Origin of the sequence: Halobacillus salinarum (assembly GCF_022919095.1) — a bacterium.
Lineage (GTDB): Bacteria > Bacillota > Bacilli > Bacillales > Halobacillaceae > Halobacillus_B > Halobacillus_B salinarum.
Genome location: NZ_CP095073.1, coordinates 446,484 through 463,531, shown reverse-complemented (window position 1 = coordinate 463,531; position 17,048 = coordinate 446,484). Strand labels below are relative to the sequence as shown.

14 protein-coding genes are annotated in these 17,048 nt (G+C 38.6%); 5 read left to right on the top strand and 9 right to left on the bottom strand.

Annotated elements, in window-relative coordinates; genetic code table 11:
• Positions 1-73: 73 nt before the first annotated feature.
• From MUN89_RS02535 to MUN89_RS02505, 7 genes are all read right to left on the bottom strand, one after another.
• Complete coding sequence (locus MUN89_RS02535) at positions 74-3,352, bottom strand: helicase C-terminal domain-containing protein (protein ID WP_244711134.1); 3,279 nt, start codon at positions 3,350-3,352, stop codon at positions 74-76.
• Positions 3,349-5,121, bottom strand: a complete 1,773-nt coding sequence (locus MUN89_RS02530; RefSeq protein WP_244711132.1) for a phospholipase D family protein — start codon at positions 5,119-5,121, stop codon at positions 3,349-3,351. Before MUN89_RS02530 ends, MUN89_RS02535 begins: the two co-directional genes overlap by 4 nt.
• Positions 5,114-6,313, bottom strand: coding sequence for a DUF6361 family protein (locus tag MUN89_RS02525; RefSeq protein ID WP_244711130.1), 1,200 nt, complete (start codon positions 6,311-6,313; stop codon positions 5,114-5,116). The genes MUN89_RS02530 and MUN89_RS02525 overlap by 8 nt, the downstream gene beginning before the upstream one ends.
• A 219-nt stretch (positions 6,314-6,532) precedes the next feature.
• Positions 6,533-6,967, bottom strand: coding sequence for a hypothetical protein (locus MUN89_RS02520; RefSeq protein ID WP_244711128.1), 435 nt, complete (start codon positions 6,965-6,967; stop codon positions 6,533-6,535).
• A 74-nt stretch (positions 6,968-7,041) separates the two neighbouring features.
• Complete coding sequence (dnaB, locus tag MUN89_RS02515) at positions 7,042-8,358, bottom strand: replicative DNA helicase (protein ID WP_244711126.1); 1,317 nt, start codon at positions 8,356-8,358, stop codon at positions 7,042-7,044.
• Positions 8,351-8,680, bottom strand: coding sequence for a replicative helicase loader/inhibitor (locus MUN89_RS02510; protein WP_244711124.1), 330 nt, complete (start codon positions 8,678-8,680; stop codon positions 8,351-8,353). Before MUN89_RS02510 ends, dnaB begins: the two co-directional genes overlap by 8 nt.
• Positions 8,677-9,390, bottom strand: coding sequence for a DnaD domain-containing protein (locus tag MUN89_RS02505; protein WP_244711122.1), 714 nt, complete (start codon positions 9,388-9,390; stop codon positions 8,677-8,679). Before MUN89_RS02505 ends, MUN89_RS02510 begins: the two co-directional genes overlap by 4 nt.
• A 448-nt stretch (positions 9,391-9,838) precedes the next feature.
• Here MUN89_RS02505 and MUN89_RS02500 point away from each other — a divergent pair, with 448 nt between their 5' ends.
• The 5 genes from MUN89_RS02500 to MUN89_RS02480 all read left to right on the top strand — a co-directional run bounded on the left by MUN89_RS02500 (position 9,839) and on the right by MUN89_RS02480 (position 14,194).
• Entirely contained in the window at positions 9,839-10,837 is a 999-nt protein-coding gene (locus tag MUN89_RS02500; protein ID WP_244711121.1) for a tRNA dihydrouridine synthase, read from the top strand.
• Between the two features lie 384 nt (positions 10,838-11,221).
• The gene (locus MUN89_RS02495) at positions 11,222-12,346 is read left to right on the top strand and encodes a helix-turn-helix domain-containing protein (RefSeq protein ID WP_244711119.1); all 1,125 of its coding nucleotides are present in this window, start codon (positions 11,222-11,224) and stop codon (positions 12,344-12,346) included.
• Positions 12,346-12,537 (top strand): PLD nuclease N-terminal domain-containing protein, encoded by a 192-nt coding sequence (locus MUN89_RS02490; RefSeq protein WP_244711118.1) that lies wholly within the window; start codon positions 12,346-12,348, stop codon positions 12,535-12,537. The genes MUN89_RS02495 and MUN89_RS02490 overlap by 1 nt, the downstream gene beginning before the upstream one ends.
• A complete protein-coding gene (locus tag MUN89_RS02485; RefSeq protein WP_244711116.1) occupies positions 12,534-13,418 on the top strand; it encodes an ABC transporter ATP-binding protein in 885 nt (294 codons plus the stop codon). Before MUN89_RS02490 ends, MUN89_RS02485 begins: the two co-directional genes overlap by 4 nt.
• On the top strand, positions 13,415-14,194 hold the full coding sequence (locus MUN89_RS02480; RefSeq protein ID WP_244711114.1) for an ABC transporter permease: 780 nt from the start codon (positions 13,415-13,417) through the stop codon (positions 14,192-14,194). The genes MUN89_RS02485 and MUN89_RS02480 overlap by 4 nt, the downstream gene beginning before the upstream one ends.
• A 271-nt stretch (positions 14,195-14,465) precedes the next feature.
• Here MUN89_RS02480 and MUN89_RS02475 read toward each other — a convergent pair whose 3' ends face one another.
• Positions 14,466-15,557 carry a hypothetical protein gene (locus MUN89_RS02475; RefSeq protein ID WP_244711112.1) on the bottom strand — a complete coding sequence of 364 codons (1,092 nt, stop codon included), beginning with the start codon at positions 15,555-15,557 and terminating at the stop codon, positions 14,466-14,468.
• Complete coding sequence (locus MUN89_RS02470) at positions 15,547-17,025, bottom strand: DUF5677 domain-containing protein (protein ID WP_244711111.1); 1,479 nt, start codon at positions 17,023-17,025, stop codon at positions 15,547-15,549. Before MUN89_RS02470 ends, MUN89_RS02475 begins: the two co-directional genes overlap by 11 nt.
• Between the last annotated feature and the right edge of the window lie 23 nt (positions 17,026-17,048).

Here is a 17,048-nt window from a genome sequence, read left to right as displayed (position 1 = left end):
TGCATGTTTCTTAATTTAGGAACTAAGCTACATAATCACTCCATTCTGGGAAACTGGCTGATCAATTGCAAAATTAACTTTGAAACAACATGCTGCGATTTCTTACTTGTTTATAAAAAGGACTCAAATTCATAAATAAATCTTCCAGTTTCTCTTTCTCTACTTGATGCTCAAACAAATATTCGAGCAATTCCTCTTGCCGAGCCTGTCCTAAGCTCAAACGGTAGAGCTGCATAATTTTCATGAGACGATCATATTTAGCCTCGTCTTTACTAAATGGATAAACCGGAACAATTCGCTCTAATTTTATTTCCTGATGGTTGGACAGCGACCAAAATGGCACGAGCTCAGGAGTATGTTCATCTCTTTCTTGCTCATTCGCTTTACTGAACATTTCTTCCCACACATCCGATTTGAATGGAAGGTCTCCATACCTTTTCGCAATATTTTTCCTTATGGCAAAGCTTTTATATCTATTAATTCGCCCCTCACGTTGCTCTAAATCCACGGGATTAGGTGGTAGGTTCCAATGGGCAATTCTTCTACAATAATAATGAAAATCCAATCCTTCTTGCCCTACGGATGTTGTGGTTAATACAAAGGGTCTAAAGGGTGAATTAAAGGCGAGCCTGACATTTTGTTTCCGGTTATGGGCAGTTTCTTCATTTCTTTGTCCAGCGAATCCAACGGCATAATTAGTTCGTATTTTCATCGACTGATGCTTATCATTTCTGTTGTGGGCTCGATTTTTAAAGCTCTCATAGGTATCCACATTATAGCTTGCTGTGTGCGTATTGAGGGCTGTCATCATTAAATGAATTAACTGTTCATTGTTTTCATAACTCTCCATATTTTTAATACCTGATTCTTCAACTAACATGTGAGAGTATTCATCCAGCATTGCTTGTATGTTTCCATCTACGCAATAACGAAGTACATTTTTCCAATGAGGGACACGACTTCCCCCTCTTTTCGAACCGTATTCTAAATCAACGATAGAGATTGCTTCCTGCGTATTCATACGGTCTATCAGGGTTTTCGCAAGACCCACGACTTGAGAAAAAGGGGCTCTTTCAAAGTTTCCGAGCATTCTTAAGGCACAAACACCAGGGGCGCCAATCACCATGTTTACAAGTACTTCTTTTAAGTCCTCCGGCTGTCTGCCAAGCTCAATTAGTCCCTCGCTATGAAAAACAGAACGAAGAGCTTCCAGATGCTGTGTAAGGGCAGCTTGATCACCAACGTCCTTCTTCTCATTATCCAGCAGCGAATAGCTTCTGAACCATTCTTGTACGACAGCTTCCTGCTTATCAAATAATAGCGGCGCTAAATAATACCATCTCTCATCTTCCCTCGAAGAAGGTCCTCCTGAATAATGAGGCAAATTATCTAGAAGTCTCTCTATTTGTTCTCCAATTTCCAATTTGATCTCACTTAAGGTTAATCTTCTTTTCAATACGTCCGCAGGATCAAACAATCTGGATAACGCCATGGACGGGTACAATAGAACTAAATGGTTCATGTTCACAGGAGCTTTATTTTTCATTGAAAAGGACAGACGAGGTTGAGGAAAGCGTCGTTCAGAAAAATACCTCATACTTTTTCTTTTTTTCCTTTTAGAGGTCCGTTTTACAAGCTCCCCCACGGTTAAACGTTCTGCCTCGTATGACACCATCGTAGATACGGCTCTGGGTACCATCTCCCATGCAGAGAAGATGAGCAGCTTTGAAAAATCTTCCATTTCTTCGTAACATCCAGCAGACTCATAATAAGGTAAGGAAGGTGGAACCCATAGTAACCTTTCTGCGTTTTTAGGCAAAGCAAATTCTTTGATTTTAGCAAGCCGCGCATTTGATTCCGGCAATACTTTGTAATTATTAATAATGGATTTCTTTAACCATAAATTTGATTTATTCACCATAGCGATTTGATTAGGGTGTTTTTTTACATACTGAGTAATTTTTTGTTTTAATTTATAGTGGTCCATAAAGGACATTAAGTAAGGGGCAGATTTCACATATTCAACTGGTACTTTTTCCGTAAGCCCTATTTCTTCGAGCATTCGATCCATGAAGATATAGGAGAGCACATCTTCTTTTGTTATTTCTAATGGAATGACCGAAGATTTTATCAGCTCATTGGATCCATCTACCCTTGTTCGTTCCGTTCTGGCAATCCCTTTATATAAACTCTCCTCCGCCTCCTGTTTTTTCGCTTGTAAAATGGCAATATCCATCTGAGTAAACAATCGTAACGAAGTAGAAAAATCCTCCCACACGCGTTCAAAGTGCTGTTTATGCTGAGGGTGGTGTTCAAACAAAAAGCGCGTGACCTGTAAAAACTCTTGATAATGTTCGTCTTCCCCAGCTTCATTGATTTCTTCTAAGGTCGAATATAATTTATATGGAGTGGCTGAGAGTAACAGTATTTTTACTTTTTGCTCGTGAGAAGCATTTGGACTATTAAAAAATTTTTTCGCTAACAATGCGGTTTCGCTCTCGCCATCGGCATTCACCAATTCGGGAAACCGTTGGAATTCATCCATAATGACCAGATCAGGATCCATAATATCTACACTAATCTCCGCCATCATTTTCCGCAGTTTATGTATGACAAGAGTAGCTTCTTTACGAAACCCTTGTTCCCCTAACATTATCTTGTTACAGACTTCTTCAATTTCAGTATAGAAAGACGAATCTTTACTTAGATATGAATCGATGTTAAATAACATCGATTCTACATATTCTCCTCCACTGCTCTTATTGACTTCATAAACCCTGCGGATGTAATCTTCTTTATACCGGCTCCAGCTCTTTGTTGCAGTATCCATTAGCAGTACATCAAGCTCATTCAACATACCTTGAAAACGGTGGAAATTCTTTAATAAAGCAAAGATTAACGCACGTTCTGCTGCGCTCCCACAGCCAGAAGTCATTGTAAACGATGTAGATGGTGTTAATGGTGTCAATTGAATGTACCTGTCTTTCAAAGATTGATCGTAATTATTCTCATATATTTTCAAGTGCTGCATAGAAAGCCTGGTATCAGAAGAATTCTCTAACTTCACTTTCTCATCAATTTGGAGTTTTTGTATGTTCTGCCTCGCAATGTTTTGGTTGGAACACACATATACTACTTTAAATAAGGGATCATTTAAATTTTCTTTATGATACCTTGCAATTTTTGCTATAGCTCCTCTAGCAATCATTGTCTTCCCAAGGCCGACCTCATCTGCAACTAATACCCGTGTATAACCATGAGTCAGTAAGTCATAGACTCGTTGCACCGTTGCTTTTTGAAAGTCCTTTAATCCAAAAAGAATTTCTTCTTCTTTTTGATCTAAATCAATCATTTTTTCACCATCTTTGTAGCATTATTGAAGGTTTCATACAAACGGAAGAACTGATCAGGAATAACGACATCATCATTAATAAGCTCCATAACATGAAGAATGTCTTCCATTTTTTCAGGTGTCCTCGACGCTGCTTTCAACATATTTTCATATAATATTGGATATTGCCCCGCTGAACTATTCCAATCTACAAATCCTTTATTATTATTTTGTTCCATTTGTTCTAAAGCAGCTAAGAGAAAATCATCGGATAATAAAAAAGCGACATATTGCAAGAAGGCGACAGGGTTGTTAATGATGGAACGGAAAATAGCCTGTTCGCGTTCATCAGGTATTCCTTGTGTTGGGATTTTGATAACACGTCCCATAACTTCCTCGCCCATTTGTGCTTTAACGACATAAAACTCCCCAATCTCAAGAAGCTGAAGTTTATCAAGTATCACCTTGTGTTCCAGCTGATACTTTTTCTTACTTAAAAGAGGTCCAATGGTAAAATCAACGTCTTCCGGAATGGATTCAAACGAAAGATGGATGGTATAGTCTTCACTTTCTTTCTCTACATAACCCTGGGCATTTGTGCGGCACACGGATTTAATTGCTTTTTGCAGCTGATCCTGAAGGTCGGTTTCTGTCTCTTTTTCCTCAGGGAGATGGTCGATTTTTTCAAAAGGATTTTCTGCCTCTTCTTCCCCAAAGAAATCATCAAGTAAATCAATTAGCTTAAATCCGTATTTCTTATATTGAAGCTGTAATAGGAATTCCACATTCCCTTCAAACGCATTCGTTGAACTGTTTGCAGAGCCAATATAGAGATGATGTTGATTATATTTGGATCTGGCGTAAAATTTAGCATGAATGTCCTGAAGCTGTGAGAGGTTATAGAAGTCATCTTCACTGACAACCCCTTCCCCTTCAATGATCGTATCCTTAAGAACATAGATATCAAAGAAATTAAGCAAGTCTTCGGTTAGCTTAAATAATTCGGATCTTCTTGTTATTAAAACTTGTGTGGCATCTGTCAAAGCGTATTCCTTCAATTTTGATATAATCGCTTCGCTTATAAATGGTGACATGATGATGAGATGATGATAGGTTTCAAATATGCCAGTATCTTCCCAATCATAACCATTAATACCTAAAGGATGAAAGTGAAAATCAGGGATATGTTTATCTCCAGAATCAAAGCGGATATATGGAAGCTCCTCTGCCATTTCTTGAATCTGTTGATGTTTGATTGGATCAGTGGTTTGCGGAAGGAGAAACTTTAAGAAATCAATTAATGGTTGATTCCTATCATCCGGTTCAGACTCCCTCTCGCCTTCAAGTGCCAGAGCCATGTCCCAGCTCCTATCAAACGTCAAATTCCTGGACAGAACGATCAGACGGTACAGAACGTTTTGCTTTTGGTCTTGATATTTGATAATCCATATTTTAGGGTGAAACGAACGTTCATTTTCTAAAGCTACTTCAAATACACAATCCTCCATCAGTCCAAAAAGGGAGTTACCATTTTGAGGAACCTTGATTTGGCCGGCTTCACAAAAGATAGCCAAATGATCTTTGGTTTGGCGTAACCCTTCCAGCATATAAATTGGATCATCCTGAAATGTTTGATCCATCTCCTCTGATAGACTAAGCGCCACTGGAACTCCAATTAAAGCCTCTAAATCCAACGAATATGTTGTCCCTACAGCAAAGACCACCTCATACCCAGCCGGAGGTTGTAGCAAATCACTATAATTTAGCCGATCCGTATCCGGTTTAAGCATATCCATCCTCCAATCCATCAAAGATGTCCTGCAACAATATTTTAGAATTAGGGTAACGATACTGAAGCTTTTCTGCCCCTAACCAGCTGCCATCTTCATAAGCATAATTTTTGGAATTAAACAATTTGGCACGATCTTTTGACTTTAGTTCAATTTCACGCTTCACCAGTAACTTATCAATCTCCTGTTCATGACCCGAAAGGACAGTCTTTTGCCACTCACCAAGAAATCGCTTTAATAATGGGTTATAGATTTGTAAACGAAAAAGCACATCACTGTAACGAAAAGAGGCAAACTCATGCTTTACAAAAGAGCTGTCCAGCCAATTCCGCCATTTATCAAGCGCCACGCTATTTTCATGATTCGAAAGGAGAACATTGTAACGGATATTCGCACCAGAAATAAACTTGCTAAACCGTTCAGCCATCTCATAGTCTTGACGAATACCATCCGGTAATGGAAACATTTTCCCTATCGCCTCAAACTTATCGACTTGTCTAACTTTCTCAGCCTCTTCCTTAAGCAAAAAGGCAAACAAGCTGTCTTTAGATTTAGGGGATGTAAGTATTTTCTCTTTCATAAACACAGCTTCCTGATAAGTAAGATCCATAGAAAGAGACTCACGCCAATCGAAAGGAGGAAGCAGGCATTGCCAAAAAGTACTATTGTATTCCGCTCCTTCCGCATTCACGATATCTCCCTCCTCATGACCTAACGAACGGTCAGCTTCCTGTTTGCGCCTAAGAGTAAGGAAGGCTTTCGCATAGTTATTCAAAGACAAATGAGCGTGCTTAAAAAATTCAAATGTTCTAAGTCCATTCCAATAAATACTCGAAGGTTTTCGCTTCAATTTTTTGCGTGCCCTTGCACCAATCACACCTTCAGCATTCGTTTCCACTAACGTATCAATTAAGTCAACCTCCCTTTGAGCAAGCTCTTCCAGAAAATCTTTATAGGAGGAATGGGGTTCTTTTTCTAATTCCATTAAGAGATAAGAAACGATAAAAAAATATTTCGCCCTGGTTTGGATGGTAGATGTGCCAGGAAAAAATATATCCCCAAAGCCATCTCGTATTGATCCGGTACCGAGCTCGTCAATGGCACCTTTATCTGAAAGTAAATCGAGAACAGCCATAACTTTATTTTTGTGTTCACTCGAGTAGTCTATCCAACCAATTTTTAAAGGGGTCACGGTCCGCCTCCTTATGTATTTATTAGTAACATTGTAAAATAATAGTTACACTACTAAAAGTTAAATTATGTAATTTTAATACCTTGAATCCTGTTCTATTTTTTGCACGTCTCTAAATACTAGTAGTGTTATCGTATTCATAGAGAGCAAATGCTTATGGACAGATAAAAGTGTCTATCCCTAAAAGTAGCAGGGATAGACACTTTCAAAATAAACCCTTTAGCGCTTAATACGCACAGCAATATATCCAGACTCGACTGTAACCTTCATAAATCCATTCGATTCCTCGTCTTCTTCATTCCACGGAACGTACACCCTGCCGATTTCCTCTTCCTGCTCATTCAAATAGTCTAGAGTCATAATGTCCTGATGAGCCAGGAGACGTCCTAAAATGTTTGGACGATCCTGAACACGATTGCTGGCCGGGTTATTAACAAACATCCCCAGTGGATACTCATCATTGATAGCGTCATAGTTGAGGTCAATATCCTGATAACCAATTTGGATATGAACGTCATCTGTATCGTATTCGTCCACTCCTTTATTAGAATTCGGCTTAAGCGGTCCGAACTCCAGCTTTCGAAAACGTTCCAACGGGATAATTATCGATTCGAGATTTTCAAACACCACTTCTATATAGCTTGCTTCTTTCAATCTTTAATCCTCCCATCCATGCACTTTTATTCTAACGATTTATTATTCGGTGTACTTTTCTTTTCTCCTGCCCGCTAAGAAGACTGAAAAGCTTTGTTATTGGTATCCTCTCTGACCGACAAGGAAAGCTGGGTTGGAACTCCGATAAACTTGCCATATTCCTTCAGAAATCGGAGCTTTACTTTCCCTACCGGACCATTCCGCTGCTTACTGATGATCAATTCGATCTCGTCTTCCTTGTCCTGCCACTTATAGTAGTCCGCCCTGTACAAAAAGGCGATAAGATCCGCGTCCTGTTCAATGTTTCCGGATTCCCGTAAGTCGGACATCACCGGCCGCTTATCCTGGCGCTGCTCGACGCCCCTTGATAATTGGGACAATAAAATAATCGGGATGTCGAGCTCTGTGGCTAATAATTTCAGTTCTCTTGTAATGAGGCCGATCTCGAGGTCGCGGCGTTCCGAGCGGCCAGCAGAGGAAATCAGTTGGAGATAGTCAATGATCACGAGATGGCGATCATTTTTTCCTTTTTGGATCTGTGACCGGATCTTTGCCCGGATATCTCCAACAGTCCGGGCCTGGGTATCCATATGGAGCGCCCATTCGGAGATCGGTCCAATAATATTCATGACGTCTATGTAATCCTGCTTGTTAAAATCCCGGGAGCGCCACTTGTGTCCATCGACTAGCGATTCGGTCGTAATGATCCGCTGCATAAGCGGCTTCTGCCCCATTTCCAGGCTGAAGATCTGGGAGCTGCCACCCTGCTTACAATGATGGGCAGCCAGGGTGAGGGCAAAGGCGGTCTTTCCCATCGACGGTCTCGCGGCTAGGATCATCAAATCCCCTTTCTGCACCCCGCCCGTCAATTGGTCCAGCTCCTTATAGCCTGTTGAATAACCGGTCAGCCCGTCTTTAATAGGTGTGTTCATGTCACGCGTGATCTCCACGAGTGTTTCTCTAGTCGATTTTTCTTTCTTCTCTTTCCCCAGCTCCCGGTTGGATTCGATATGTACGCGTAATGCCTCGTACGCTTGATCACCAGGGTCTTTCACGTATTGGACCGCTGCTTCGCGAGCCTTTCTGTGACGATAGGCTTCCAGCACAAGGCGCTGGTGATGTTTAAATGTGGAAGTCGTTGGAATGGAAGCCGAAAGCTCTGTCAAATAGGTCACGTTGCCAACCTCTTTAATCTTGTCTTTCAGTGCGGTGGTCACCGTGACGATGTTCACAGGCTCATTGGCGTCATAGATGGTTCTCATTGCCTTAAAAATCATCCCGTGCCTTTTCTCGGCAAAATGTTCCGGAGAAAGGATTGCAACATTCATAAGCGAGCCTTCTATTAAGAGAGTTCCGATGACCGATTGTTCTGCCTGCTGGTTTTTAATCATTGGACATCTTTTCCAACAATTCATTGAACTTCTTTTCAAACAACCGCTTCGTTTCTTCCGGAACTTCCGCCGCTTCTTTTTTCCACTGCTGCATCTTTTCGAAGATCCTATGATCCGGAGTTTCATAGACGGCAATTTCCGATAAGGTCGGTGGAAATGGCGAGTCCAGCACATGCGCTGTTAAACGCCGCATCACCGCGTTGTAGTTCATCTTCTCAAGCTGAGTCGTCAACATCTTGACCTTACGTTTCGTCAGGGAAAACTTGTCGCCATACACTTCTTCGATCGTTTTCAAAACTTCTACAGCTTCTTGGTAGTTCATAGATTCCGCTCCTTTCTGATCTCCTCAAAAATGTCGTATTCTTTTTCAGCTGATTTCTTTTGATTGGATGACTGCTCTAGAGACAGGGCACTTTCGAGGGAGGTGACCCCCGCAGACTGCCACCTGCTCAAAATCGCTTCGCAATAGTTGAAGAACCGTTTGTTCCGCTGTAACGCACGCCTCATTGATTCAATAACCAGTTCATCAGACATTTCCGTACACCAGTACGTAATCCGTTCGGCAATAAAAGGACTCAGTAATCCGATGTTCTGCTGGTAAAAATCATGCGGATTGAGCTTAGACGCGGTCCCTTCATCAGCTTCTTTTCTTTTTCGTTCTTTTCTTTTAAATAAAGCGCCCAGCCCTGCGTCCGTTCCTGCGCTCACTCCAGCGTTCATGCTCTCGGCCACTGCTTCGGTCTCAACCTGGTTCACGCGTGAGATCATTTCATACAAAGGAGCCCGGTTACGGTTGACAAACGTGTGCTTAATGTAGCCCTTTTCTTTCAACTCTGTGCGCGCACGTTTAAAAGAACTCTCGGTCAAGCGGGCCTTCGTCATAAGCGTTGGTGACGGAACCGCGAATTCTTTTCTCCAGCCGACTTTGTTGTTGAAGTGCATTAAGGAAATCCACAGCATCGAGGCTGATAAAGACAGTTCCTCCATTTCGAGCTGGTCTAAAAATGCGTTCAATTCTTTTAAGTAATTCATTTTTCCTCACTCCTTCTGTTTGAAGGCATAAAAAAACAGACCTTCTTAATTTTTATCATCGAATAAGAGGTCTGGTTTGGTGTCGGATAAAATGAAAATTTTAGAATTGATCCAATGTTTCTTATTTGCGTAAATTATTATTACCATAATCTTTTAAGAAGAAAATTTATATTGGGAATAAATCATTGCTTGTGTTCCCTATCTCATTTTTAATCATTTCACTGCTAATTCTTATAAAAATCCTTTACCTTCACTCTATTTTTATTTGTTCAACCGTTATAGAGAAAGATATGCGTCAAATCACCTCGTTCCCTTGAACTTTTCGTGTTATACTATTATGATATATTTTGGTTGAAATCCATCCTAAATGGTAATGGATAAGAAAGATGCATTTTCACTTTTTAATTTTGGGAACAAGGCTTCCCTTAAGAAAGGGTTCAGATATATTATGAAAGATAATTTTTGGCATGAGCTGCCGCGGCCTTTTTTTGTGTTGGCGCCGATGGAAGCCGTGACCGATGTCGTTTTTCGTCATGTCGTGACTGAAGCAGCAAGACCTGACGTGTTTTTTACAGAGTTTACGAATACGGAAAGCTACTGTCACCCGAGAGGAAAAGACAGTGTCCGCGGCCGTCTGACGTTCACAGAAGATGAACAGCCGATCGTCGCCCATATTTGGGGAGATAAGCCTGAATACTTCCGGGAAATGAGTATGGGTATGGCTGAAATGGGATTTCGCGGCATCGATATTAATATGGGTTGTCCTGTAGCTAATGTCGCAGGGAAAGGAAAAGGCTGCGGGCTGATCCGCCGTCCTGATGTCGCAGCCGACATCATCCAGGAAGCCAAAGCAGGGGGACTGCCTGTCAGCGTGAAAACCCGTCTCGGTTATACGGAAGTTGAGGAATGGCACGGCTGGCTGAAGCATCTCCTTGAACAGGGTATCGTCAACCTGACCATTCATCTCCGTACGAAAAAAGAAATGAGTAATGTCGATGCTCACTGGGAGCTGATTCCAGAGATCAAGAAGCTTCGTGACGAGGTTGCCCCTCATACGCTTCTAACGATTAACGGGGACATTCCTGATCGTCAAAAGGGACTCGAACTAGCAGAAAAGTATGAAATAGACGGAGTGATGATCGGGCGAGGAGTCTTTCATAACCCGTTTTGCTTCGAAACAGAGAAGAAAGAGCATACGAGTGAAGAACTGCTTGATCTTCTAAGGCTGCAGCTTGACCTTCATGATAAATATTCCGAAGAACTGGAGCCACGGCTCTTCAAACCGCTTCGCCGCTTTTTTAAGATTTACGTCCGTGGATTCCGGGGAGCGAGTGAGTTGAGGAATCAGCTGATGAGTACCCACTCTACCGATGAAGTGCGTGCGCTGCTTGATGAGTTCACAACGAAAGATGGCGTGAAGGAAGAGGAAGGTTTTTCTGTTTCTTAATTTCGTTTAAACTGAATCATTCTTAGATTTTTATTGGAGAGAAGAGCTGTACGGGCTTCTCTCCTTTTTTATAAATTAAAAATAAGCTGGACATGTCCTATGATGGTTTAAAGGCCGCATGTCTAGCTTATTTATTTTCAATCTTTATAGAATTCTCGTCTACTTATAATCATTTACTGGTCCCTTATCCATAATCACTTCTACCATATTGGAAGGTCCCATCTTGAGTTTAGGTCTATTCTCAGGGTTCGGTCTACTCTACTAAGTCCATCGAATATACCTCTAATAAAAAGGCAACTATTAGTTGACAAATGTATTAAAATGTAACTTGAATTCGCTACAAAATCACGTTTTTATACCTTATAGTCAAAGTAAGAGGAGTTGATGAAGACGGAAGACTTTCAATTTTCAACAATGATTGCAAATCGTCGAAAAGAACTAAAGGTCACTCAAGAAGAAATTGCTGAACATGTAGGCGTATCAAGGGCAGCCGTTTCTAAATGGGAGAAGGGGCTAAGTTATCCGGATATTACGTTATTGCCAAAACTGGCCACTTACTTCAATATTTCTATCGACACATTATTAGGGTACAAACCTCAATTGACAAAGGAACAAATCAGCCGAACCTATACCCAACTGGCACAGCAATTCTCTCAAAAGGCATTTGAAGATGTGGAAAAGTCTATCGAAGAGCTGTTAAGTGAGTATTATTCTTGTTTTCCATTTGTTCTTAAGATGGCCCAACTCTACTTAAATTACTTTCCTAAGTCTACCGACCAACAGTCCATTCTGGAACGTGTTCTACAGCTTAGTTCAAGAGTAAAAAATTTAAGCGGGGATTTAGCATTAGTCAATGAGGCAACGATGCTGGAAGCTTTCACATATCTCCAGCAAGGGAAGCCGGAAGAGGTATTATCATTGCTTGGAAAGGATGTACAAATACAATTCGGTTCCGACCATCTTATTTCCACAGCCCATAACATGCTTGGAAATTTAGAAAAAGCAAAAGAAACCATCCAAATCAGTTATTATCAAAACTTAATGCAGCTCTTATCCAAAGCAACGGAAGCGATGATGCTGGAATTGGAAAACGCTGATTATATAGATGAAACGATATACAAAATTAAAGAACTTATACGTCTATTTGATTTAGAGAACCTAAATTTTAATACCGTGCTTATTTTTTATTACAAGGCAGCCAAAGTTTATACTTTGAAGGGTCAATCTGAACAGGCAATAGAAATGTTGCGGAGTTACGTAAAGCTTTGTAAAAAAATTCAGTTTCCCATAAAGTTAAAAGGAAATGCCTACTTCTATTTGTTGTCGCAGTGGATTGAAAATACAGCTCAATTAAGCAGCGAAGCACCTCGGGATGAACAATCAGTGAAAAAGGATCTGGTTCAAACGATTGTACAAAATCCAGCATTTGATTCATTAAAAAAACATCCAAGCTATCAAGCGATGATTCGTAATTTGGCAGACTACTTAAAGGTAGAGGTGAATAGATAATGATAGATATCAATTGGGCGTTGGTCGCCCCATTAATTGTTATTCAGATAATTTTGGTTATTTTTGCCCTTATCGATTTGGCACGGATTCATGCTACAAACGGTCCAAAATGGCTCTGGGTTATTGTGATCCTATTCGTCAACACCATTGGACCCATTTTATACTTTATTTTTGGAAGAAAAAATTCATGATTAAGGTTCAGCATCTTACAAAGGTTTTTGGTACAGAGAAGGTAGTCTCAGATTTGTCATTTCTACTGGAAGAAGGGACATCTACAGCATTAATCGGACCCAATGGTGCCGGAAAAACGACTACTCTATCTATGCTGACCGGCTTATTAAAACCAACGAATGGATCTGTTAGTATGCAAAATGTACAAGATATCCGGAAGGAAATTGGATTTTTGCCTCAATACCCTAATTTTTACCCTTGGTTAACAGCATTAGAATTTACCGAAATGACTGCAAAGCTAAACGGTGTACCTAACAGGGATGCAAAAAAACAAGCAGAAAAAATGTTGGAATTTGTTGGGTTAAAGAACGATCTATTTAAAAAAACTGCAGTTTTTTCAGGTGGAATGAAACAACGGCTTGGCATTGCTCAAGCCATCGTCCACAAACCAAGGCTTCTTGTACTAGACGAACCTGTATCCGCTCTTGACCCAGTAGGAAGACGGGAAATGATAAATTTATTAAAACAGTTGCAGCAGCAATCTACGATTTTGTATTCGACACACATTTTAAATGACGCCGAGGAAATGACAGACCAGTTGCTCTTTTTAAACAAGGGAAAATTAGTAGAGCAAGGTTCTTTGAAGGACATACGTGCAAAATTCGATTCCTCCCGCTTTAAGGTTCAATTTTCAAGTACAGACGATGCATTACTTTTTGCTTCTCAAGTACAATTACCAACCCTTGCAGATAAAAATTGTGTCTTTATTGAAATAATAGATAACATTCCTACGATGCAGCAACTAATGTCCCAGCTAATTGAATTGCCATTTACGATATTAAAAGTGGAACGAGTTACGTTGACTCTAGAAGAAATTTTTATGAAGGTGGTTGGGCAATGAAAACTTTCACTGTACTACTTCAAAAAGAATTTCGTGAGAGTTGGAGAAGTTATAAATTTTTGTGGATGCCATTACTCTTTATTTTCCTCGGTATTTCAGATCCATTAACGAATTATTATATGGAAGACATATTAAACGCTGTTGGTAATATGCCAGAAGGGTTCTCAGTTACATTGCCTGATTACGCACCTATAGATCTACTAAAGGCTTCCACTGGTCAATTCCAATCTTTAGGACTGATTGTGCTTGTCATTACGGCTGCAGGAATGATTAATCGCGAACGGCAAAACGGCACAGCCACCCTGATCTATGTGAGGCCCGTTTCCTATATTGCCTTGTTTATGAGTAAATGGACTGTGGCAGGCGCATTAGGGATGGTCAGTGCCATTTTAGGTTATGCTGGCAGCATGTATTATACATCGATTTTATATGGTCCAGTTGAGGCGATGGCATTTATTCAAATGGTCCTGACTTACTGTGTATGGATTTTATTCTCAGTAGCTGTCGCTCTTATGTTTAGCGCACTATTTAAGACAGCTTTCGCAATGGCCGTGACCATTATCGTTCTGCCGGTTGCTATTATGATTGAATCCTTGATTGGTCAATACTGGCACATCTCCCCATGGAAACTAGCAGATTACGGCGTACAGTTCATTGCCCAAACTGATAATGAATATTATGTGAAAACATTGTTATTAACCGTTATCTTAATGGTTTTAGCAATTATTCTCGGTATCTTTTCCACTCGAAAAAATTCCGGAACGACGAAAATTTAAATGGATTTAGTCAGGTTATAAAAACAATTTTGCTTGAGTGAATACTCTTTCCGCCTTAAAACCTCCCCATTATGATTATTGGGCAGTTTTTTTAATATCAGAATTCAAACTTGGAGAAGTTATTTATCTTGGCCAGAGTCCACCTTTATTTAATCATTTACTTATGATACGGCTCACCGTAACGTTAAATAGGGTAACATCATAATAAAGTAGAAAAGAATAAAGGTAGCTGTTGAATCAACAGCTACCCTGCCAATACTTTAGATTTAAATTAATGACTTTCAATAATATTATCTACTTCTTCACGAATTACTTTTTTTATAGTTTCTACTTCACCATAAAGGATTTCAATATCTAGATCTCTTAGCCTTTCAAGTACCTTATCAAGAAGTTTTGTATTATTAAGCCGACTGTAAAGCTCATCATAACTGATTGTAGTAAGTACACTTAGAGGAATTGTATTATACATAATATAATAGATAATGGTCTTTTCTATTAACTTTTTGATATTTTCATCTTCCACAAAAGTATCTTTTAACAATAGAAAGTACCTAAAAGTTACATCATGCCGAATATATGGTGTAAAACCTAATGATGAAGACGTTAGCAATATATCAATAGTTTGTGCAATATATGAATATGTGGCTATTATAAATATTTCTGTAAGCGACAAATTATTAAAATGAGAGTATTCCTTTTGATATCTCTCACACCGCTCCTTTAAGGATAGTCGCGAATCAGTGGAATCAATGTACACTAAATTATCTAATATAAATCCATCGATATTTTCCTCAACTTTAGATATGGACTTAAACTTTTCGTGAAAGTCTTTATCACTCTCGATCTTAGTATTAAGAGCAGTAGACATAAACCTCCAAAAAAATTCTTTAAGAATATCATTAATATCCTTATCATATTTTGATAATAAAGCGTTTACAGGAAGGATATAAATTGATTCTCGATAATTATTTACTACATCTAAAGTATCTCTATAAGCTCTCTTAAACACATCTGTTGTTCTTTGATCTTTATCGGCACTTACTCTAAAGAATGATTCCATTTTTAATATCGGGTCGTCTACCACATGATAGTCACCAAATAATTTAAAATGGTAATGTTCGGATTCTTTTGTATCCAGATACACCGCTCCTGTTAGCAATAAGTTCTCCGTTGTTTTGAATTCTTTATCAATTACAAAATCAATAATATTTAATTTTTTATACCAAAATATTCTTACCTCATCTATTACTCTTAATATACTATTAGAGTCTGTATTCTCTTTTAAAATGGTTGATTGGTATCTAATTAACAGACTTTTATACTCTTCCTGTATTTTATTTAATAGTTTGTTTTTATATTCCATAAGATAATTCCCCATATTTATGTTTAAACCATTCGGGAAACTCATATATATTTGATAATGTTTCAAGATATTTTTTATATATTGCTTGAGTATCGTTAATAACATTTGGTAACTTTTGATAATTTTCCAGGTCTGGAAGTGAATGATATTGATGCAAAGGATTATCACAGAACAACATTGAACTTTCTCTTACCGCACCCCAAAAACCATGTACATAGTTATTATTATACTCATAGAACACATCATATAATTCTTTTTCATCTACTTCTTCAAACTTCTTTTTTATAGATTGCGTATCAAAATAACGAACGTCGATATCTAAATATTCTTCCCACATAGGTTCATTCACTAGTGAATGTATTATAGGTGTTTTTATATGGCTCGTATCTTCCTTAATTAATTCACCATCTCTGCACCTTAATAATACGTGCTTGAATTTACCAACTCCATAAAGTTGATAATCTAAAAATATATTTGGATTTTCTTCTTCCTTTTTTATAAGGTATTTGATCATTATATAAACTTCTAAAATGGTTCTATATGCATGTCTTCCTAAAATAGAATTGCCTAAGTCTTTTTCTATAAGTTCATCAAAGATCTTTTTAATATACGCTGTTGAACCAATTAAAACATTAAACTTTGATTCCTTGAGCAACTCTTCTTTGTTTACTAAAATTAAATGTTCCAATAATTCTCTAGTATCTTTAATAAACAATTTCATCTCTGTTTGTTGTTCCTCGTAATTTATATACACCGGATTACAATCTGTTAGCAACCCTAGTTCTTTCCAAAAGTTAGAAATAAAAGTGTTGTCTTTTTCCTCAAGCTCCATACCCTCAAAAGACCTTATTGCTGGCCTGTAAAAACGCATTCTTTCATCTTCATGTTCAGTAACACTATAATTCTTTAAGGCTTCAATCATGCCTTCAACACCTTCAAATAACTTAACCCTCCCTTTAAATAAAGGTAAACAAATAGCAAGGTATCGAAGATCAGTTGCTTCATTTGATTGATGATTATAATAGCGAAGAAGCACCTCTTCTATTTTTGAGATCCTATAATCTAATGTTTGACTTTTATCGTAAAAATATTCATTAAATTGTTCATACCTTTCGCCACGTAATAAAATAGTTAAAGGTGCTAGAATACTTGAATTTACGACACTATTAATAATTTTGTACACATCGATCTGTTTATGATTATCTAAATTGGTGATTATTGATATTTTAGGCTGGTTAACATCTAGTTCCAACCCTGAGATTAAAGAAAGAATTTCTTGAACTTTTATTAAACCTTTTTTTCTTCCATAATGGTGTAATATAAGCCCTAACCATAGATACTCTGGTAATCTTTCATTTGTCCATGAATTCAAGGCAAGCTTATCACCTAACATTGAATTCATAGGAGTAATAATCTTTCCTTTTTTATATTTATGGTCTGACAATTTACTTGTACTTCTTTCTTCCAAATAAACAGCTCCTTTTATATAAT

Coding starts and splice junctions, on each gene's coding strand:
- MUN89_RS02485 (WP_244711116.1), top strand. CDS start 12,534: ATGATTAAGGTTCAGCATCTTACAAAGGTTTTTGGTACAGAGAAGGTA.
- MUN89_RS02500 (WP_244711121.1), top strand. CDS start 9,839: ATGAAAGATAATTTTTGGCATGAGCTGCCGCGGCCTTTTTTTGTGTTG.
- MUN89_RS02535 (WP_244711134.1), bottom strand. CDS start 3,352: ATGATTGATTTAGATCAAAAAGAAGAAGAAATTCTTTTTGGATTAAAG.
- MUN89_RS02480 (WP_244711114.1), top strand. CDS start 13,415: ATGAAAACTTTCACTGTACTACTTCAAAAAGAATTTCGTGAGAGTTGG.
- MUN89_RS02475 (WP_244711112.1), bottom strand. CDS start 15,557: ATGGAATATAAAAACAAACTATTAAATAAAATACAGGAAGAGTATAAA.
- MUN89_RS02510 (WP_244711124.1), bottom strand. CDS start 8,680: ATGAACTACCAAGAAGCTGTAGAAGTTTTGAAAACGATCGAAGAAGTG.
- MUN89_RS02490 (WP_244711118.1), top strand. CDS start 12,346: ATGATAGATATCAATTGGGCGTTGGTCGCCCCATTAATTGTTATTCAG.
- dnaB (WP_244711126.1), bottom strand. CDS start 8,358: ATGATTAAAAACCAGCAGGCAGAACAATCGGTCATCGGAACTCTCTTA.
- MUN89_RS02505 (WP_244711122.1), bottom strand. CDS start 9,390: ATGAATTACTTAAAAGAATTGAACGCATTTTTAGACCAGCTCGAAATG.
- MUN89_RS02495 (WP_244711119.1), top strand. CDS start 11,222: ATGAAGACGGAAGACTTTCAATTTTCAACAATGATTGCAAATCGTCGA.
- MUN89_RS02530 (WP_244711132.1), bottom strand. CDS start 5,121: ATGCTTAAACCGGATACGGATCGGCTAAATTATAGTGATTTGCTACAA.